The 19,040-nt window shown below is 66.0% G+C and carries 15 protein-coding genes; 6 read left to right on the forward strand and 9 right to left on the reverse strand.

Annotated features, from left to right (window positions below):
• Positions 1-16 precede the first annotated feature (16 nt).
• The 3 genes from fusA to ACOGI7_RS15990 all read right to left on the reverse strand — a co-directional run bounded on the left by fusA (position 17) and on the right by ACOGI7_RS15990 (position 7,080).
• Complete coding sequence (gene fusA / locus ACOGI7_RS15980) at positions 17-2,053, reverse strand: elongation factor G (RefSeq protein WP_419849731.1); 2,037 nt, start codon at positions 2,051-2,053, stop codon at positions 17-19.
• A 99-nt stretch (positions 2,054-2,152) separates the two neighbouring features.
• Positions 2,153-4,489, reverse strand: coding sequence for a xanthine dehydrogenase family protein molybdopterin-binding subunit (locus ACOGI7_RS15985; RefSeq protein WP_419849732.1), 2,337 nt, complete (start codon positions 4,487-4,489; stop codon positions 2,153-2,155).
• Complete coding sequence (locus ACOGI7_RS15990; protein ID WP_419849733.1) at positions 4,486-7,080, reverse strand: hypothetical protein; 2,595 nt, start codon at positions 7,078-7,080, stop codon at positions 4,486-4,488. Before ACOGI7_RS15990 ends, ACOGI7_RS15985 begins: the two co-directional genes overlap by 4 nt.
• A gap of 182 nt (positions 7,081-7,262) precedes the next feature.
• Here ACOGI7_RS15990 and msrA point away from each other — a divergent pair, with 182 nt between their 5' ends.
• On the forward strand, positions 7,263-7,916 hold the full coding sequence (gene msrA, locus ACOGI7_RS15995; RefSeq protein ID WP_419849734.1) for a peptide-methionine (S)-S-oxide reductase MsrA: 654 nt from the start codon (positions 7,263-7,265) through the stop codon (positions 7,914-7,916).
• A gap of 216 nt (positions 7,917-8,132) precedes the next feature.
• Complete coding sequence (locus ACOGI7_RS16000) at positions 8,133-9,656, forward strand: Fic family protein (RefSeq protein WP_419849735.1); 1,524 nt, start codon at positions 8,133-8,135, stop codon at positions 9,654-9,656.
• 67 nt (positions 9,657-9,723) lie between these two features.
• On the opposite strand, the gene ACOGI7_RS16005 is transcribed toward ACOGI7_RS16000, so the two are convergent.
• The gene (locus ACOGI7_RS16005) at positions 9,724-11,259 is read right to left on the reverse strand and encodes an acetyl-CoA acetyltransferase (protein WP_419849736.1); all 1,536 of its coding nucleotides are present in this window, start codon (positions 11,257-11,259) and stop codon (positions 9,724-9,726) included.
• 67 nt (positions 11,260-11,326) lie between these two features.
• Here ACOGI7_RS16005 and ACOGI7_RS16010 point away from each other — a divergent pair, with 67 nt between their 5' ends.
• Complete coding sequence (locus ACOGI7_RS16010; protein ID WP_419849737.1) at positions 11,327-12,517, forward strand: LLM class flavin-dependent oxidoreductase; 1,191 nt, start codon at positions 11,327-11,329, stop codon at positions 12,515-12,517.
• Between the two features lie 7 nt (positions 12,518-12,524).
• On the opposite strand, the gene ACOGI7_RS16015 is transcribed toward ACOGI7_RS16010, so the two are convergent.
• From ACOGI7_RS16015 to ACOGI7_RS16030, 4 genes are read right to left on the reverse strand one after another with little or no spacing between them, the layout of a single operon-like run.
• The gene (locus tag ACOGI7_RS16015; RefSeq protein ID WP_419849738.1) at positions 12,525-12,962 is read right to left on the reverse strand and encodes an SH3 domain-containing protein; all 438 of its coding nucleotides are present in this window, start codon (positions 12,960-12,962) and stop codon (positions 12,525-12,527) included.
• The gene (locus ACOGI7_RS16020; protein WP_419849739.1) at positions 12,962-13,738 is read right to left on the reverse strand and encodes an enoyl-CoA hydratase/isomerase family protein; all 777 of its coding nucleotides are present in this window, start codon (positions 13,736-13,738) and stop codon (positions 12,962-12,964) included. The genes ACOGI7_RS16015 and ACOGI7_RS16020 overlap by 1 nt, the downstream gene beginning before the upstream one ends.
• Before the next feature lie 16 nt (positions 13,739-13,754).
• Positions 13,755-14,852: a zinc-binding dehydrogenase gene (locus ACOGI7_RS16025; protein WP_419849740.1), complete on the reverse strand. Its 1,098-nt coding sequence runs from the start codon at positions 14,850-14,852 to the stop codon at positions 13,755-13,757.
• 51 nt (positions 14,853-14,903) lie between these two features.
• The gene (locus ACOGI7_RS16030; protein ID WP_419849741.1) at positions 14,904-15,791 is read right to left on the reverse strand and encodes a TauD/TfdA dioxygenase family protein; all 888 of its coding nucleotides are present in this window, start codon (positions 15,789-15,791) and stop codon (positions 14,904-14,906) included.
• Positions 15,792-15,868: 77 nt separating this feature from the next.
• Here ACOGI7_RS16030 and ACOGI7_RS16035 point away from each other — a divergent pair, with 77 nt between their 5' ends.
• The 3 genes from ACOGI7_RS16035 (at position 15,869) to ACOGI7_RS16045 (ending at position 18,424) form a co-directional block, all read left to right on the forward strand.
• Positions 15,869-16,810 carry an NAD-dependent epimerase/dehydratase family protein gene (locus ACOGI7_RS16035; protein ID WP_419849742.1) on the forward strand — a complete coding sequence of 314 codons (942 nt, stop codon included), beginning with the start codon at positions 15,869-15,871 and terminating at the stop codon, positions 16,808-16,810.
• A gap of 28 nt (positions 16,811-16,838) precedes the next feature.
• Positions 16,839-18,053, forward strand: a complete 1,215-nt coding sequence (locus tag ACOGI7_RS16040) for a cytochrome P450 (RefSeq protein ID WP_419849743.1) — start codon at positions 16,839-16,841, stop codon at positions 18,051-18,053.
• Positions 18,054-18,166: 113 nt separating this feature from the next.
• The gene (locus ACOGI7_RS16045; protein WP_419849744.1) at positions 18,167-18,424 is read left to right on the forward strand and encodes a c-type cytochrome; all 258 of its coding nucleotides are present in this window, start codon (positions 18,167-18,169) and stop codon (positions 18,422-18,424) included.
• 1 nt (position 18,425) lies between these two features.
• Here the strand turns inward: ACOGI7_RS16045 and ACOGI7_RS16050 are convergent, their stop codons facing one another.
• Entirely contained in the window at positions 18,426-19,040 is a 615-nt protein-coding gene (locus tag ACOGI7_RS16050) for a cysteine hydrolase (RefSeq protein WP_419849745.1), read from the reverse strand.

Below are 19,040 nucleotides of genomic sequence, written 5' to 3' on the forward strand. Positions count from 1 at the left end.
TGCCAAGTCTACCGGCCTACGCCGTGGCTGCCTCAGGGAGGGCGCCGCTGAGGATCTCGTAGGCCACTCGCTCTGCCTTGAACCGGGCCCGGCCTCCGGTGAGCGACCGCAGTTCGATGGCGTAGCGCACCAACTCCGCCTCGGGAACGATGGCATGGATGACCTGCTCGCCCCACGGCCCTGCATCGGTGCCCTGCACTTGACCCCGGCGGGACGATAGGTCGCCCATCACGTCGCCCTGGTATTCGGGGGCAACGGTGATCTCCACCTGGGCCATGGGCTCCAGCACCACTGGGTTGGCCTGGGCGAAGGCCGCGCTGAACGCCAGCTTCCCGGCCATGTTGAAACTGAACTCTGACGAGTCCACCGAGTGGTGCTTGCCGTCGTACACCGTGGCCTTGACGTCCACGATGGGGAAGCCCAAGTCACCCCCGTCGGCCATGGCGTCGCGGATGCCGGCCTCCACCGCGGGGATGTACGACCGGGGTATCGAGCCCCCCGTGATGGCGTCCACAAACTCGAAACCGCTGCCCCGGGGCATGGGCTCGATGCGCACGTAGGCCACCCCGAACTGGCCGTGCCCGCCGGACTGCTTCTTGTGCTTGCCCTCGGCGTCCCCATTGCCGGTGACGGTTTGGCGATAGGGGACCCGCAGATCTTCGGTCTCCACCTCGATGCCTATGCGATCCAGGCGGGCGATGGCCAGCCGCAGGTGGGCTTCCCCCAGGCCCCACAGCAGGGTCTGGTGGGTTTCCTCGCTGCGCTCCAAGTGCAGTGACGGGTCTTCATCGGTGAGCCGACGCAGCCCGGTGCCCAGCTTGTCCTCGGCGGCCCGGGTCTTGGGAACCAGCCCGTAGGCCAGCACCGGCTCGGGCCAGGGCTCCATCTGGACGACTGCCCGTCCAGCGTTGGTGAGGGTGTCGCCGGTGCGGGTCTGCTGGAGCTTGGTGACCCCGCCGATGTCTCCCGCGGAGATGGCGTCGACGTCCTGCTGCGAGCCTCCCACCAGGCTGACCAAACCCCGCAGCCGCTCGCTGTCGCCGGTGGTGGAGTTGGTGAGGTTGTCGTCCCGGTTGATGGTGCCCGACAGCACTCGGAACAGGGATATCTGGCCCACGTAGTCGTCGCTGATGGTCTTGAACACACAGGCGAGCTGGTCGCCGCTGGGATCGCAGGCCGGCTCGGAGTCGATGTCGCTCATGGTGACGGTCATGGCCCGAGAGGTGGGCGCGGGGCCGATCTCCACCAGGAAGTTGGCCAACCGATCCACAGCAATCGGCCCGGTAGCCGAGCCGCACACCACAGGGAATACCGATCCATCGGCCACGCCCCGCCCGAGCACCACCTCAAGCTCGGCCGGGCTGGGGACATTGCCGTCGAGGTACTGCTCCAACATGTCGTCGTCGGCCACCACAATGCCTTCCACGAGCTGCTCGTGGACCTCGGCCTCCTGATCCTCCATCTCCTCGGGAATCTGGGTTTCTTCGGCGGAGCCGCTGTCGTAGATGTAGGCCTTGTCAGTAAGCAGGTCGGCGATCCCGTGGAAGCTCGGGCCCGAGCCGATGGGCAGCTCCAGAGGAGCGACACCGGCGCCGAACGCGTCTTGCAACTCGGTGAGAACGTTCTCGAAGCTGGCGTGCTCTCGGTCGAGCTTGTTCACGAACACGATGCGGGGCAGGCCGGCATCGGCTGCTTGGCGCCAGATGGCGGTGGCCCGGTGGTCCACCCCGCTGGAGGCGTCGATCACGAACACCAGAAGGTCGGCCACCTGGAGAGCGGCGTGCAGCTCGCCGGCATAGTCGGGGGCGCCCGGGGTGTCGAGGAGGTTGATCTTGTGGCCGTGCCACTCGAAGCTGGCCAGAGCGAGCGACTGGGTGTGGGTGGCGGCCTTCTCCTCGGGGCTGAAGTCGAACACCGTGGTGCCTTCCTCCACCCGGCCCGTGCGGTCGATGACACCGGCCCGGTACAGCAGCGCCTCGGCCAGCGTGGTCTTCCCCGACCCTTGCGACCCCACCAGCGCGACGTTGCGGATCTTCTCCGGTGCGACAGCCATCAATTTCCCCCTCTGGGTTCTGGGTTCATTCCGCGGTAGCCGCTGAGCCTACCCGCCAACCGCGGGTTGGGTCCCATAGGGAGGATTGGAAGTACGGAGTCAGGCTTCGGCGGTGGCCAGCAGCTCGCGCATTCGCTGGGGTGGGAGGTGTTGTTCGCAGATGTCAATGCCCAGGTGGCGGACGGCGTCGGCCACGGCGTTGGTCACCGCCGCGGGAGCGCCGATGAGACCGCCTTCGCCCACGCCTCGCCAGTCGGCGTCGTGCAGGGGTTCGACTTCTAGGTGTTCCACCTCGATCACCGGCATCTCGGCCGCCGACGGCACCAGGTAGTCGGCCAGCGAGGATGTGAGCAGGTTGCCGTCTTGGTCGTAGAAGTGGCGCTCGAACAGCACGGCGGCGATGCCCTGGGCCACCCCGCCCTGGATCTGCCCTTCGACGATGTCGGGGTGGATCATCTCTCCGCAGTCCTCCACCACCACGTAGCGGGGGACGGTGATCTCGCCGGTTTCGGGATCGATATCCACCCAGCAGCAATGGGTGGCCGACGCCCAGCCGCCCGGGGGAGTGCGGTACTCCACCGTCACCTCGATTCCCTGATCCATGCCTTCAGGCAGTGAAGAAGGCGCGAACCAAGCCTGCTGGGCAATGGCGGCCAAGGGGATGGAACGGTCCGGAGTGCCTCGCACGGAGATGCTTCCGTCGACGATCTCCAAGTCGGCGGGGTTGGCCTCTAAGCGTTCGGCGGCGATGGCCAGCACCTTGGCCTTGACCTCGGCGGCCGCGGCCTTGGCCGCGCCGGCCCCCATCATCGACGACCGGCTGCCGCCGGTGCCCAGCACGGTGAACGGGGTGGAATCGGTGTCGCCGAACACAATCCGAACCCGGTCGAGGCTCACCCCCAGCTCGTCAGCAGCCACTTGGGCGATGGTGGTCTCGTGGCCTTGGCCGTGGGGTGACTGGCAGCTGGCGATGGTCAAGTCGCCGGTTGGCTCCAACCGGGCCCACGTCAGCTCGCCTCGCAGATCGAAGCCGGCCGACTGGGCGAAATCAGGCGGGCCGGGGGCGATTTCGATGAAGGTGGCGAATCCCAAACCGAGCAGCCGCCCTTCGCCTCGGGCCGCGGCCTGCTCAGCGGCGAAGCCGTCCAGGTCCATCATCTCCACGGCCCGATCCAGCGTCTGGCGGGCGGTGATGCCCGACACGGTGGGGCCGGTGATCATCTTGGTGGGCTGATCCTGGTCGATGAGGTTGCGACGGCGGATCTCCACTCGGTCGAGGCCCAGCTCGGCGGCGATCTCGTCCAGCATCCGTTCTCGCACCCAGGTCTCCACGGCCCACGGCCCCCGGTAGGCGATGTAGCTGCACTTGTTGGTGGCCACCACCCGGCCCCGGAACGCATACGCCTCGAGCCGATAGGCGTTGGGAATCAGCATCTTCACCAGGTTGCAGAACAGAGACGACGGATAGGGCGGCATCGGATAGGCCCCCTGGTCCATGGTCATGTCGGCCCGAATGCCCAACAGGGTGCCGTCGCTCTGCACGGCCACCTCCACAACCAGATCCTCCTCGCGGCCATGTCCGGCCATCTGGAGGTTCTCGGTGCGGTCTTCGGCCCACTGGACGGTTGCGCCGGTCAAAACGGCGGCCGCGGCGGTGCAGATCGTCTCTCGCCCGACCTGTCCCTTTGAGCCGAAGGCACCGCCGATGTCGCCGGTGCGCACTCGGATGCTGTTGAACGGCAGTCCCAGCAGATTGGCCAGGTTCAGCTTCACCGCATGGGGGCGCTTGGTGGCTATTTGAATGTCGAGCTGGCCGTCCGAGGGGGTGTAGCCCGCCACCAGCACCCGGCCCTCAAGGGGTGCATGACCGAAGCGGTGTTGAGTGAAGGTGCGGGTAAAAACATGATCGGCCCGGGCAAAGGTCTCGTCGATGTCGGCGCCCCACGACTGCTCGGTCTCGTACACCACGTTGGTGCCCAACTCCTCGAACAGCAGCGGGGCGTTGTCGGCCGCGGCCCGGTGCATGTCCACCACCGCCGGCAGGGGGCGATAGTCCACCGCCACCGCGGCGGCACCGTCGGCCACTGCCTGGCGGGTTCGGGCCACCACCACGGCGATGGGCTCGCCCACAGTGCGAACCCGGTCGCGGGCCAGCGCGGTGAACGGCGTGACGGCCAACTCGGGGGGACCGGCGATGGCGATGGGGGCCACCACCCCCTCGAGGTGGTCGGCGGTGAGCACGGCCACCACGCCGGGGGTGTCCTCTGCGGCGCCGGTGTCAATGCTGGCGATATCGGCATGGCCCACTGGACTGCGCACGAAGGCGATGTGCAGCAGATCGGGATGGCGGATGTTGCCCACGAAGCGGCCCTCGCCGCGCAGCAGCCGAGGACCCTCGACGCGGTCGACGCTCTGGCCGGTCAAACGGGCAGTCATTCAGCTTCTTCGTCGTCCTCGGGGGGTTCCGGGGGCACGGGGACGTCGATCAGGCTGCTGCGGTACCACACGCCCTCGTCGAGGTCGGCAGGCAGGTAGGCAATGTCCGGTGCGATGACGTCGCCTCCGAAATCGCGGAAGCCGAGCTGAACCCGCCCGTCGGCCAAGCGGCGGGAGCGGATCTGGCCAATCGACGCGCCGTCCAACTCCACGTTCAGTGTGGAGTACCACATGCCGGCCTGCGTGTCAGCGGGCAAATGGCGCCTCTCGGGCAGAATCTCGAAACCGCTGATCAGCTCTACACCATGCTCAATCCGCCCGTCTTCGCCGAGTCGGGCCAGGATGCGCAAGCGGTGGGGCGGATCGGGCTCCGGCTCAACCTCCGGCTCGGGAAGCGACTCGGGTTCGATCAATGCCAGAAGCTGCTCGCTCTGGTCTAAGCCGAGGCGCTCGAGGAACCGGTGGTTGGCGGCATCCACGTTCTCGACCGCGCAGAGCACGTTGTCGATGGCCACGATGTAGGCGAACAGGGCGGCTCTCATCTCAGCATCGAGTTCCTCCAGCGCATCGGCGCCTTCGATGCCGGCCAGCGCCAGCGGGTCGCTCAGTGGATCTTCGCCGGTGTAGCAGCTCGGCTGGACGGACAGCATCGCCTGCACCTCAGGATCGTCCCAGCCCAGTTCTGCGGCGTGGGCCGCATCGACGATCTCGCCCGCTGCCACCACCGGGGCGATGACATTTTCGACGTAGGCGAACTGGGCTTGGACGGCTGCTGCCTCGTCGAACGTCAATGCTCCGCCGCTGTTCACCCGCTCCAACAGAGCGCGCCAAGAATCGGCCACAGACGCGTAGGTCCCCGATGCCCCTTCGGCAAAGGCGAGCACCAGTTTCTCAACGGCTATCGGGCTGATCGCCTCTCCGGCGGCCAGGTTCTCGAGCAGGCCCGAAGCCTCGACCAGAGCCGCATACCGCGGCGCGGCCGTTTTGAGGAGCCCGCTCGATGAGGGGTTGGCCACGGCAACCGGAGCCGGGTCTGCCGATTCTGGCAGCCCCGCGATCGCCGGACGGTCGAAGATCCCGTCAAGCAGTTGGGTGCGTACCCCGGCGGCGTATTGGGCTCTCTCCTGAATCTCAAGGTCGATCTCGGCCTCGGGGTCATCGACAGATGTCACCGTAGTGACCACCAACCCTTTTTCTTCCTCTTCGTCGTCGAGCTCGGCTGAGACCGAATAGACCACGCCGTCCACTTCCACCAGCACGGGGTCGTAGGTCGGGCCGCTCTGCACCACGAGGTCGTGCCAGACGCCGTGGAATCCGATCTCATCCTCATTGCCGTCGGACACGATGACGGCAGTAAACACCCACGTTGGGCCGGTTCTGTAGAAGGTCACCGAGTGCGGGGTTATTGCGGGCGACTTCGTGCTTGTCGCACTCGCCGTCTCTTCATTGGTGTGATAGGCGACGCCGGCAGGCCACAGCTCAGCGAGCACTGGCCTGGAGCGATCGAACACTCGGGGACCGATCGCATACAAGATGGCATTGCTTCCCTTATCGGGGAACTCGTCGCCGCCCAGGTTGCCGATGCGGAAGTTGATCGAGAGGGGATCACCGGCCACCACCTCGGTGGGGATATCGACCTCTTCGATTTTCAGCAAGGGACTGCTTTGCTGCGCCTCCTCTTCCACGATGGTGACGGTGAGGGTGAAATCAATCATCGGACCCTGGAGGTCTCTGGTCCGGAACGTGGTCGCCTCGATTCCGTAGACATCTGCCGGGAAGTACTGCTCGATGCGGGAGTTCCGGGTACCCGCGGCGTCGTCGTTATGGGCAACCTGGCCGGGAACCACCGACCGCAGGGCAACGATGGGAGCGACGATGAGAACGGGGTCGCCGACCTCCGATGTCAGATCGAAGCGCACCCGTGCACCTTCGGGAAGCGTGAAGACGAAGTATCGGGAGGGGTGGCCGGTCAGGAAGATCGACTGGCAGGATTCGGGCGTCCAAAAGCCGGTCACCTCGATGTCTTGCTCTGGCGTCAGCACGCCGAGCGGTTCGGGATTGCAGGTGGCGACTTGGGTGACCACGACCTCGAAGTCAGCCGCCCCCCGGACTCGGCCCGCAGTGGTCGTGGCCTCCACTCGATAGACCCCGGCCTTGAGTTCTCTCTCGATGCGAGAGTCGAGTGCTCCCACACCGCCGTCATCGTTTTCAGTGATCCGGTTCCCTTCCCAGTCGAGCAGGTAGAGGTAGGAGTCGGCATCGGGCGACATCAAGTCGACCCTGATTCGTCCAGTAGCGACAATCTCGAACCGGTAGGTGTGGGCGTCGCTGTTGGCGCGAAATCGCGAATCGCAGTCCGCAGTCGTCCAACGACCGCTTGCTGTGAGCTTGGTGCCGGGGGTGCTGTCCAGCAGGCCCAAATCGATGGTGTCGCAGTTCGCCTCTTCTTGAGTGGTCACTTCGGCATTGATCTGAACCGGTTCCTGAGCCGACGTTGCTCCAGCCCACACAAGGGCCAGCAATCCGGCCGTCAGGGCCACGATCAGCCCGGCCGCTGCGGCCACTCGCATTCCCGCTATTGCGCGCTTCACCTTCGTTCTCCTCATCGGCCAGTTGCCATTGACGCAGTCTTGGTTCAAGACGCGATGACAACAATAAGCGGCAGCAATGACAGCCGATCCACCGGAGCAGTGTGTTTGCCGGATTTGGCGCGGTCCCCCGTAGGTCTGGTGCCCCGTCGGGATTGCGGCCAGCACCCTCTACACTTCGAGGCATGGCTTTGTTCGGGACGAAGAAGACGATGATGGTGGACCCTGCTGATGCGCTGCCCGGCCGGGACGAAGAGATGCCGGTGCCGGAGCTTCACTTTGTGAACGGCAACCCGCTGAAGCCGCCGTTTCCCGATCAGATGCAGCAGATCGTGGTGGGGATGGGCTGTTTCTGGGGAGCGGAGCGGGTGTTCTGGCAGGCGCCGGGCGTGTTCACCACCGCAGTGGGCTACGCCGCGGGTTTCACCCCCAACCCGTCCTACCAAGAAGTGTGCAGCGGCCTCACCGGCCACAACGAGGTGGTGCTGGCGGTATTCGACCCCGAGTCAACCAGCTACGAGCAGATGCTGGCGCTGTTCTGGGAGAACCACGACCCCACCCAGGGAATGCGCCAGGGCAACGACGTCGGGACTCAGTACCGGTCGGGCATCTACTACTTCGACGACGACCAGAAGGTGGCCGCCGAGGCGTCCCGGGAGCGGTTCGGCCCCCGGCTGGCCGACGCTGGCTACGGCGAGATCACCACCGAGATCATCGCCGCCCCGCCCTTCTACTACGCCGAGGACTACCACCAGCAGTACCTGGCCAAAATCCCCAACGGCTACTGCGGCCTAGGCGGCACCGGAGTCACCTGCCCCGTCGGCGTGGCGACGGACTGACTAAGGAGGCGGTTGGAGTCACCAGGCCCAGTTTGTTCCCTTGATGGGTGGGTGTTGCAGGAAGTGGGCAAAAGCGCGGCTGTGGTTTGGCGGGGTTGGCTCCTTATCTATGAGTTTTCACGCAGTTTTCAGCTAATTGAAAAATAAATATTGTTTAGTGGCTTATTACGGAAAAAAATCTTGAATAAGGCAATACCTGGTAGTTAAGATTGCTGAGTGGCACGGGCAACTGCTTCCTATTGGCCGACAGGGCCGCGAACCGTCTTCTTCGACGACGAAGAAGGAGTGGCTTCGGCGCAGACCCTGGGGCGGGCGGTGGCCGAGGGTCACATCCGCCGTTTGGCCCCCCGGCTGTACACTGCTGATCTCGTCAGCGACCCGGCTCAGATTGTGGCAGAGAATCGCTGGTACATCCTGGGCCGATTGCTGCCTGGAGCGGTCATTGTGGACCGCTCTGCGGCCGAGGGCGGTAAGGCGGTTGACGGCGTTCTGTACGTGGCCAGCGAGGAGCGTCGAACACCCTTGAAGCTGCCGGGACTGGAAGTCCGGATTCGCCCCAGCCACATGAACGACGAAATCGCCGACGACCTGCCATGGCCGCACGGTCTGCGCATGTCCCGGCCAGCCCGCATCCTGGTGGACAACTTGGCTTTATCCCGGAGCAGAGAAGGGCGAGCTGCCCGAACCCTGTCTACGGCGGAACTGGAAGACTGGCTGGCTGGCAAGGACGTGGTTTGGGATGAGGGGCGCATGTCCCGACTGCGGGAGGAAGCAGTTGAGATGGCTGAGGCCATCGGCGCCTCCACCCAGGTGAACGAGATCGACGGCTTGTTCCAACGCTTAGCAGGCTCTGAGCCGCTGCGCCCCGACTCCGGGGCGCTGTTCCAAGCTGTTGTCCACGGCAAGGGCTGGGATGAGCAGCGAGTTGAGATGTTCAAGCGAGTGGCCAGCGGGTTGTCGGAGCACTCCGACCCTGATGTGGCGGAATTTCTGCCGGCTGGGCAGTACAACACAGAACTGCCGTTCTTCGAGAGCTACTTCTCCAATTACATCGAAGGCACCGTGTTCACGGTGGAAGAGGCCCGCCACATCATCGAGACCCAGCAGCCACCGGCATCTCGCCCCGCCGACGGCCATGACATATTGGGTACCTACCGATGCGTAGTCGACGCCGTGGGGCGCAAGGCGGTATCGGAATCCCCCCAGAGTCTGATGGGTTATCTCTGTGATCGCCACAAGATGATCCTCGGGGGCCGCCCGGAGATGGGGCCGGGACAGTGGAAGAAGGCGCCCAACCAGTTCGGGGCGTACCAGTTTGTCGCCCCCAATCTCGTTGAGGGCACCCTGCACAAGAGCCTGGAGCTGGCCTGCTCTGTTCCGGCTGGCTTTCGCCGGGCGCTGTTCGCCATGGTGGTCATAACTGAGGTCCATCCCTTCGCCGATGGGAACGGCAGAGTGGCCCGCGTGATGATGAACGCCGAGCTGTCGGCCGTTGAGGCGGCCCGCATCGTCATTCCCAGCGTCTACCGCAACGAGTACATCGCCAGCCTGCGAAGCACCTCGGCCTCTGAGGGAGCAGAAGTGTCGGCGCTGATGAGGGTGATGGGCTTCGCATGGCGGTGGACCGCGGCCATGCCCTGGGAAGACCGAGCCGCCACCGAGGGCCAACTGGAGGCCACCAACGCCCTGCGAGACCCCGACGACGCCGCCATCGGCGGGATCAAACTCACCCTGCCCTGAGCCTGAACGGACCAAAGGAGGAAGAAGCTCAGTCCACCGATCCCCGGGGTACTACCCATTCGCAAGCTCAGACCGGTGTGAAGATGCAGCGGCCGGTGGTGTCGTCGATGTGCACTTGGCCGGTTCGACCGATGGTTTCGGAGGCCAGCAAGTCGTGGAGCAGGTCGGGGTCTTCGGGGGTGTTGGCCAAAAAGCGCTGGCCCTCGGTTCCGTTGTCGTCGAGACGTCCGCAGATATAGCCCATGGACGGTTGGCCGTCGCGGTCGTGCATGACGGTGTAGGCCTCGATGCGGCCCTGGCCGTTGGCTGACTGGTCGAGGGCCACGGGAGCGGTCTCCATCGCAGCCGACGGGGGTGGCCCGACGGGGCGGTTCCAGCCGCCTTGCTTGGGCCGGGCCGACAGCACAGCGGCGGCATGCTTGGTCAAGATGAAGCCGTTGCCGGTGACCAGGCCAATGGAGCGGTCGTCTTCTCGCAGCCGCTCGACCATGGAGGCTATCGAGTTCATGTTGTAGGCCGAACCCGGACCGCCTCCATAGGGCAGCCCGCCGGTGACGGTGAACGGCCGGGGATCGAGCTCGTCGAGGCCGAGCATGGCGCAGGCCATCCGCACCGCAATGGGGAAGCAGGAGTAGAAGTCGAACAGGGCGATGTCGTCGATGCCCACGCCGGCTTGGTCCAGCGCTCCCACAGACGAGTCCTTCATCGAAGGGCACTCGGCGAAATTCGGGCGGGTGCTGACGTGCCAGGCCTCCTCGGCGGCCTGATGGCCGCCCCACCAGTACACCCAGCGGTCCTCGGGTACCCCCAGCTCGCGGGCCTTTTGGACCGATGTCATCACGTAGGCCCCCGCCTGATCGGTGTTGATCACCGAATTCAGGTACTTGGTGTAGGGGAAGCCGATCATGCGGTTCTCAGCAGTGGGAGTGAACAGCTCTTCGGGGGTCCGGAAAGTGGGGAACCAGGCGTAGGGGTTGGCCGCGGCTACCGCGGTGAACTCGCTCATCATGTCGCCGAGCCGCTGGGCGTGCTCGGCCACGGTCATACCCTGGGCCGCCCGCAGGGCGTTCTCGAACAGGGGATAGGCCTCGATGGGGCGGGTGAGCCGGTGGCGTTCTTCGACGTCGGACATCATCGGATGGGTTGGCTGGCCGAAGCGGTCATCGGCGCCGTCGGGGTCGCCTCCGGTGGGCCAGTTCAGCTCCACTCCAGCGGCCTTGGCCCGCTCGGCTGTCCTCCATACGTTGCCTCCGGTCATCACTGCGGCTTCGATCCGACCGGCCATGATCTCGGTGGCCAGATGGTTGGCCACCCGCACGCCAATCTCGCCGCCACCGCCGGTGTTGCGCACTTGGGCCCGGCGGTCGATTCCCAGTCGCTCGGCGGTGAGCAAGGCGCCGTTGGCCGGGTTCCAGTGGGCCAGCGGGATCTGGAAGTAGGCGTCCACATGGGCGAACAGCGACTGGCCCACTCCGGCGTCGTAGGCCGCCCGGGTGGCCACGTCGGCCAGCATGGTCACCGGGTCGGGTGCGACCGTAGGGTCGGTCTCCCTTCCCAAGTACTGGGCCACGCCCACCAGCACCGGCGCCCGATCGTTGCTCATCGCGGCGATGCTAAACAGATTCCTCCGCGATCGGCTGATCGGAGCAAAGCTGCGTAGGCTCTGGAGGGTGAAATTCGGAGTCTTCTATGAGCATCAGCTGCCGCGGCCGTGGCAGCCCGGTGATGAGCAGCGCCTGTTGCATGAGGCCCTCGAGCAGGTGGAGCTGGCCGATCAGCTGGGGTATGACTACGCCTGGGAGGTGGAGCACCACTTCTTGGAGGAGTACTCGCACTCTTCGGCCCCCGAGGTGTTCTTGGCCGCGGCCAGCCAGCGCACCGAGCGGATCAGGCTGGGCCACGGCATCGTGCAGATGCCTCCCAAGTACAACCATCCGGCCCGGGTGGCCGAGCGCATCGCCACCCTCGACCTCATCTCCAACGGCCGGGTGGACTTCGGCACCGGCGAGTCGTCGGCCGCGGTGGAGTTGGGCGGGTTCAACATCGAGCACGCCGACAAGCGCCCGGCGTGGGCCGAGGCCACCGAGCAGTGCTGCAACATGATGGTCATGGAGCCCTACCCGGGGTTCGAGGGCGAGTACTTCTCGATGCCGTGCCGCAACGTGGTGCCCAAGCCGGCGCAGAAGCCCCACCCGCCGCTGTGGGTGGCGTGCTCCAACCGGGAGACCATCAAGCTGGCGGCCCGAATGGGCATGGGAGCGCTGACGTTCGCCTTCGTGGACCCCGACGAGGCCGCTCTCTGGGTCGACGACTACTACCGGATTCTCTCTGAGGAGTGCGTGCCCATTGGCCACACCGTCAACGCCAACATCGCCATGGTGGTGGGGCTGTCGATGCACCACGACCGAGACGAGGCCGAGCGCCGGGGTCTCGAGGGCTTCCACTTCTTCGGCCACGGCCTCTTGCACTACTACGTGATCGGCCGGCACCAGCCGGGCCGGACCAACGTGTGGGACAACTTCCAGGAATCCAGGGAGTCGTTCGAGGGGCTGGGGGAGACGCTGGGCATCGGCACCCCCCAACAGGTGACCCGCCAGCTCCAGGGCTATGCCGATGTCGGGGTCGACCAGGTGATGTTCATCCAGCAGTCGGGGCGCAACCGCCACGACCACATCTGCCAGTCGCTGGAGATGTTCGCCAAAGAGGTCATGCCCGCCCTCAAAGAGGGCGAGGACGAACGGGAGGCGGCCAAAGCCGAGCGCCTCGCCCCCCACATCGAGGCTGCCCTGGCCCGCCGCACCCCGATGGCCCCCCTCGCCGACGACGAGATTCCCGTGGTCGAGTCGCTAGGGACTTCTTGACGCTGCCCTATGCCGCCGGGGTCAGGTAGGCGGCGAAGACCCAGCCGGTGACGGTGATGGAGCGGATCTGGACCCAGGTGCCGCTGGTGGGGGACTCCACTACTTGGCCGGTGAGGGTGACGGTGGACCCCAAGTTGGCGGTGCCCAGCACCTGGTGGGCCGTGGAGGGGCCGGCTCGGATGTTGAGCGCGGAGGGCACGTCGAAGACAGTCCACTGGGTGTCGGGTGGATAGCGGGGATCGATCTCCAATTCGACCACTACCGGCGCCGGTGGGGGTGCCTGGGGAGTAGCAGGAGTGGGCTCGGGGGTGGATTCGGGTTCGGCCTCTTCCGACTCGATGGTCACCCAGTCAAGGCCCCAGGTGGACACAATGCCGGCCAATGAGAGGCCGACAAAGGCCAAACCGGCCACCACCAGGCAAGCGATGATCGCCCGTAGGCCCACTACCGACCCTGCCAGTCGGGGGGACGGCCCTCAGCCCGGGCCGTCGTGCCCTCACCAGCGTCTTCGGTGGCCCCGGCCACTATCCGCATGGTCTCGCCGAAGCGCACCGCCTCCACCCACGACATGGTGCGAGTGCGTGTGGCCACCTCCTTGGTGGCCCTCACTGCTAGCGGCGCCGCGGCCACCAGCCGCTCCGCCAAGGCTCGGGCCTCGTCCATCAGATTGTCGTGGGGGACCACCCGCCAGGCCAGCCCCATCTCTCGGGCCCGCTCGGCACTCACCCGTTCTCCGGTCAACAGGAGCTCCATGGCATCGGCCCAATCCACCTTACGGGGCAGTCGTATGGCGCCCACGATGGTGGGCACGCCTAGGCGCACCTCAGGAAAGCCGAATGTGGCCTGGTCGCTGGCGATGAGGAAATCGCAGGCCAGAGCGCCGGTCAGGCCATAGCCCAGGCAGTGGCCATTCACCGCGGCGATGGTCGGCTTGAACAGCTCCAAGCCCGACTCGAAGGAGTTGATGGTGGGCTTCTCCCAAAAGGTGCCCTCGAACACTCCTACCGATCCCTCGCCGTCGCGCATATCGGCCCCGGCGCAGAAGGCCCGGCCCGCTCCGGTGATGATGGCCACCCAGGCGTCGTTGTCGCCCCGAAACCGGTCCCAGGCCGCGTTCAGGTCTTGGCGAAGTTCGCCGTTGATGGCGTTGAGCGATTTGGGGCGGTTGAGCGTGATGGTGGCCACATGGCCGGATAGCTCATACAGCACGGTGTCGGGCATGGCTGACTCCTGTCGTTCAGTCGAATACCAGGATGGATCGACCCGCGATCCGCCCGTTTTCAAGAGCGTCCACCGCCTCGTTGATCTCGTCGAGGGCGAATCTCTGGGTGACCAGACTGTCGAGGTCGAGATCGCCCCGGCGGTACCAGTCCATGTAGATGGGAAAGTCCCGCTCGGGGTGGCTGGTGCCGCCGATGCTTCCGGTCAGGTGCTTCTCGTGCATCAAGAGATCGCCGATGTCAATGGTGGGTACCGCCACGGGTATCCCGACCAGCACTGCCACCGCCCGCTCGTCGGCGGCCCAGCGCTTTTTCCGCAGCGACGGCGCCACTTGGGCGATGGTCGCCTCCGCGCCTATGCAGTCGAAGGCGAAGTCCACCCCTGAGCAGGGCGCGCCCATCAAGTCGAGGCCATCACGAGGGGTGAGCTCGTGGATGCGGGCCACCGGGTCGCACTCGGACGCGTTGACCCCGATGGTGGCCCCGTGGCGCATGGCGAAGTCCAGCTTCTCCTCGGAGAGGTCCACCGCGATGACGGGGTCGGCCCCCAATGTCTTGGCCGCGGACAGCGCCGAGAGGCCCACGCCGCCCACCCCGAACACCGCCACCGACGATCCGGCGGTGACTCCGGCAGTGTTCATCACCGCGCCGGCGCCGGTCATGACTGCACATCCGATAATGGAAGTCACATCGGTGGGGGCGTCGTCGGGCATGGGCACGACGAACATCTCATCGGCGATGGTGTGGTCGGCCCAGGTGAACACCCCCAGGCTGGTGGCCAGGGCGCCGTCGTCCTGGGTGACCTGGGCCATGGCTGGCCGGCGGTCGGGGGGCTGGGTGCTGCGGGGCAGCCAGGTCACGAACACCCGGTCGCCGGGGGCAACGTGGCTCACTTCGCTGCCCACTGCTACCACCTCGCCGGTGGACTCGTGGCCCAGCACCACGTCGCTGGCCCGGGGAGTGTGGATCTCGTGGAGTTGGCTGTGGCACACCCCGCTGGCGAATTGCCGCACCACCACGTCGGTGGGTCCGGGATCGGGCAGCTCCACCGATTCGATGCGCAGGGGCTGGCCCATTTCCTGGGGAACGACGGCGACTCGGGCTGAGGTTGGCATAGCGCCAGACTAACGAGAGGCCGCCTCAGACCGCGGGTCGCCCCGAGTCGGTCAGGGGTACTTGATGGACAGTTGGCGCAGAGAGCGGGGGCCGGGGTTGTGGGGCATCTCGCGGCGGTGGACGGTGCCCACGGTGTCGAAGATCACCACGTCGCCTTGGCGCCAGCGGTGGGTGTAGGTGTGCTCGGGGACAATGGCGTGGTCCATAGCCGCCTGGGTGAGGGCGAAGGCTTCCTCGGGGTCGTCGATGCCGTCGAAGCCGCAGGAGAACGACGACACATAGAGCGCCACCCTTCCGGTGTCGGGGTGGGGCATCTCCACCGGGTGCTCGACCACTTCGCCCGAGCCGGGATAGATGATGTCGGGGTTGGCCTGCATCCGGCGGGCGGCGGCCGCGGCCGGGTCTTCGTCGTGGTGGTTCTGGCGCAGCCGGGTGTTGTTCTCCGACGTGATAGTGTACCGACCGGTGCGTCCCGCCAGCTTCTTGCTCAAGTGGTCGGGCAGGGTTTCATAGGCGGTGTACATGTCGCAGAACGAGGTGTCGGCCCCGCCGTCGGACGGCACCCGCTGGGCATTGAGCAGCGACTCGCGGGCGATGGTGTCCAAGAAGGCGTAGTCGGTGTGCCACGGCAAAGGGCCGCTTCCCGCCGTGCCGATCTCGTGCCCGTCGTCGTTGAGCTCGTTGGACACGGCCAGCACCTCGGGTGTCTCGGTGGGGATGTTGTAGAGCTCGTCGGCGGGAAACGGCTCGCCCAGTTGATGGGCCAGGGCGGCCAGTTCCTCGGCATCGCACTCCCGCTGGCCCCGCAGCACCACCACCAGCCGGTCGGCCAGGGCCTGGCGCAGGGTCGCCAAATCATCGTCGGACAGCGGTGCCCCGGGATCCCAGCCCGAGGCCAGCGAACCCAGCGGCGCGTCGAGGGGCTCAGTGCGAATCATGTCTCTATCCCTATCATGTCAATCCCGCAGGCTCGCCGTGCTAGTACAAGGAGAGCAAAGATCGAGGAGGTTTGACGATGGAAGGCCAGAAGATTCTGATCACCGGGACCGCGGGGCAGATCGCCCTGCCCATGACCCGTCATTTCGCTCAGAACAACGAGGTGTGGGGTTTGGCCCGATTCAGCCAGCCGGGATCGAAAGAGCAGGTGGAGGAAGCCGGGGCCATTGCCCACAAGGCCGATCTGGCCTCCGGCGACCTGAACGGATTGCCCGACGACTTCGACTATGTGATCCACATGGCTGCGTTCATGGCGGCGACCCCCGACTACGACTTCGCCCTGACCCAGAACGCCGAGGCCACTGGCCTGCTGATGGCGCACTGCCGCAACGCCAAGGGCTTTCTTCACGCATCCACCGCCGCCGCCTACAAGAACAACCCCGACCACACCTACGTCTACGCCGAGGGCGATCCGCTGGGCGACAGCGAACAGCCCTATTCGGAGACCTATGGGGTGACGAAGATGGCCGCCGAGGCGGTGGCCCGCACCATGTGCCGGCTGTACGACCTGCCCACCGTGGTCGGCCGCATCAATGTGGCCTACGGCCAGAACGGGGGACTGCCCGCCATCTTGTTGGCCATGATGACCAACGGCATGCCGGTGCCCCTCAAGGACTCGGAGCCCAACATGTTCTCCCCGGTCCACGAGAAGGACATGTGCGCCCACGCCGAGGCGTTCTTGGAGGGGGCCACCGTGCCGGCCACCATCGTCAACTGGGGCGGCGACGAGAACGTCAGCATCGAGGACATGTGCCGCCGAATGGGAGCCCAGGTCGGGGTGGAGCCCGATTTCGAGTACTACCCGGTGGGCACCCACAGCCGGGCCTACGACAGTGACAAGCGCATTTCCATGACCGGGCCCTGCACGGTGTCGTGGGAGGACGGGATCGACGACATGGTGGCGGCCTGGGATCCCGAGCAGGGCAGCCGAATGATCGCCCGGCTCATGGGCGAGGGATAGTCCGGCAGCACGAGCACGAGGAAGAACTATGCCCAATCACCCCACTCTCGACGGGGTCAACTTCATGGACGGGTTCTGGTTCCAGCACGAGCCCCACGAGGCGTGGACCTGGATGCGGGAGCACGCGCCGGTGTACTACGACGCCAACAGCGATGTGTGGGGCATCTCCCGCTACCACGACATCTTGGCCATCGAGAAGGATCCCAAGACGTTCTCGTCCTACCGCAGTCCCCGGCCCCATGGGAACTCGCTGCCGATGATGATCTCCATGGACGACCCCGAGCACAAGCAGCGCCGCAAGCTGGTGAACCGGGGCTTCACCCCCAAGCGGGTGCGGGATCACACGCCCGACGTCATCGCAATCTGCGACGAGATCTTGGACAGGGTGTGCGAGAAGGGCGAGTGCGACTTCATTTGGGACATCGCGGCTCCGCTGCCGCTGATTTTGATCGGCGACATGCTGGGCTTTCCCCGGGAGAGCTACGACGACCTGCTGGAGTGGTCCGACGACATGATGCGGGCCACCACCGAGACCGACCAGGAGGCGCTCGAGAAGGGGATCATGGCCGGCGTGGCCTTTCGGGAGTTTCTGATGGGGGTGATCGCCGACCGCCGGGCGCGCCCGCCCCAGTCTGACCTGGTGAGCGTGTTGTGCCATGCCGAGGTGGACGGCGACAAGCTCGACGACGAGTCGCTGTATCAAGAGGGGCTGCTGATCTTGATCGGGGGCGACGAGACGTCCCGCCATGTGATCAGCGGCGGGATGCTGGCGCTGATGGAGCACCCCGACCAGAAGGCGCTGTTCAACCAGCGGGCGGCCGACGATGCCTGGATGGAGCGGGCGGTGGAGGAACTGCTGCGCTGGGTGACCCCCATAAAGAACATGTCCCGCAGCGCCACCCGTGATGTGGAGATGCACGGGGAGACCATCGGTGAGGGAGACCAGATCATCCTGTTCTATCCGTCGGCTAACCGGGACGACCGGGTGTTCGACGACCCGTTCAAGTTCGACCTGGAGCGCGAGCCCAACCAGCACCTGGCCTTCGGATGGGGAACGCACTTCTGTTTGGGCGCGTCTCTGGCCCGCCTGGAGCTCAAGATCATGTTCCAGCGGCTGGCCGAGCGGATGCCCGACATCCAGTTGGCCAACGACGAGCCGCTGCCGTGGCGGGCGTCCAACTTCATCGTCGGCCCCGAGGAGATGCCGGTGACGTTCACCCCCAGCGCCCCGGTGGGAGCTTGACCCTGCCCAGCACTCGATGGCGGAAAAGCCTCGGGGCCGTGCTGCTGGTCGCCGCTCTCGCACTGGCGACTGTCGTCGGCTGTAGCGGAGGGACCGGTCCTGACGAAGTCCCGGTGACGAGCGCAACCGAGCCGGTGGGCGACGGCAGGAGCGTGTACTTGACGCGCTGCGTCGGATGCCACGGCGTAGACGGCAGCGGCATCGTCGGGCCGGATATCCGCCCTAACGAGGTGTTGGAGAAGTACGCCTCGGCGGAGGCGATGGAAGCGCTCGTCCGGGAAGGCCTCGGCGAGATGCCCGAGTTCGCCTCCAAGCTCAGCGACGCCGAGATCACTGCCGTGGTGGCCTACGTCCGAGGCGGTTTAGGCTGACTTAGCCCGCCCAAGCGTCGACCACGTCGGCAGTGGTGGTGATGGTGGCGACGATGCCGAGGGTGTGCTCGAACACGGCGTCGACGTAGCCGGGAGGGGTGCCGGCCACCGCGTCACGGGGGAGCACCACCACATAGCCAGCGTTGACCGCGTCGAAGGTCAGGTTGATGATGGCCACATTCACCGACACACCCACCCCCACGATGGTGCGGATGCCCTCGTTGCGCAGCAGCGAGTCGAGCTCGGTGCCCTCGAAGGGCGAAAGGCCGTGGTGGCGGGGTAGCACCACATCGGCGTCGGCCACCCCGATCTCGGGTACCACCTCCACCGCCGGGGTTCCCACGTGCAACTGCACCGGCATCTTGGGCATGGCTCGGAACAGGCGGGCATTGCGATTGGCGCCCCACCCGTCAACCCGATGCTGGGCCGTGCAGTGGATCACGCGCACGCCAGCGGCTCGGGCTGCGGCCGCCAGCGCCGCCACATTCGGTATCAGCCCATCCTTGGCCGCTTCAGCCAGCGCCGGCAGCGCCGACAGCTCCCCAATCACCCCGTTCTGGCACTCCTGAAGCACCAAAGCCGTTGTCGTCGGATCGATTGCCTCACGTAGTTCCAT

The sequence above is a fragment of the Candidatus Poriferisocius sp. genome (genome assembly GCF_965204145.1).
Taxonomy (GTDB): domain Bacteria; phylum Actinomycetota; class Acidimicrobiia; order Acidimicrobiales; family Bin134; genus Poriferisocius.

Excerpts from the sequence above, each read along its gene's own strand:
- fusA (WP_419849731.1), bottom strand. The coding sequence starts at position 2,053 with ATGGCTGTCGCACCGGAGAAGATCCGCAACGTCGCGCTGGTGGGGTCG.
- ACOGI7_RS15985 (WP_419849732.1), bottom strand. The coding sequence starts at position 4,489 with ATGACTGCCCGTTTGACCGGCCAGAGCGTCGACCGCGTCGAGGGTCCT.
- msrA (WP_419849734.1), top strand. The coding sequence starts at position 7,263 with ATGGCTTTGTTCGGGACGAAGAAGACGATGATGGTGGACCCTGCTGAT.
- ACOGI7_RS16005 (WP_419849736.1), bottom strand. The coding sequence starts at position 11,259 with ATGAGCAACGATCGGGCGCCGGTGCTGGTGGGCGTGGCCCAGTACTTG.
- ACOGI7_RS16020 (WP_419849739.1), bottom strand. The coding sequence starts at position 13,738 with ATGCCCGACACCGTGCTGTATGAGCTATCCGGCCATGTGGCCACCATC.
- ACOGI7_RS16025 (WP_419849740.1), bottom strand. The coding sequence starts at position 14,852 with ATGCCAACCTCAGCCCGAGTCGCCGTCGTTCCCCAGGAAATGGGCCAG.
- ACOGI7_RS16030 (WP_419849741.1), bottom strand. The coding sequence starts at position 15,791 with ATGATTCGCACTGAGCCCCTCGACGCGCCGCTGGGTTCGCTGGCCTCG.
- ACOGI7_RS16035 (WP_419849742.1), top strand. The coding sequence starts at position 15,869 with ATGGAAGGCCAGAAGATTCTGATCACCGGGACCGCGGGGCAGATCGCC.
- ACOGI7_RS16040 (WP_419849743.1), top strand. The coding sequence starts at position 16,839 with ATGCCCAATCACCCCACTCTCGACGGGGTCAACTTCATGGACGGGTTC.
- ACOGI7_RS16050 (WP_419849745.1), bottom strand. The coding sequence starts at position 19,040 with ATGGAACTACGTGAGGCAATCGATCCGACGACAACGGCTTTGGTGCTT.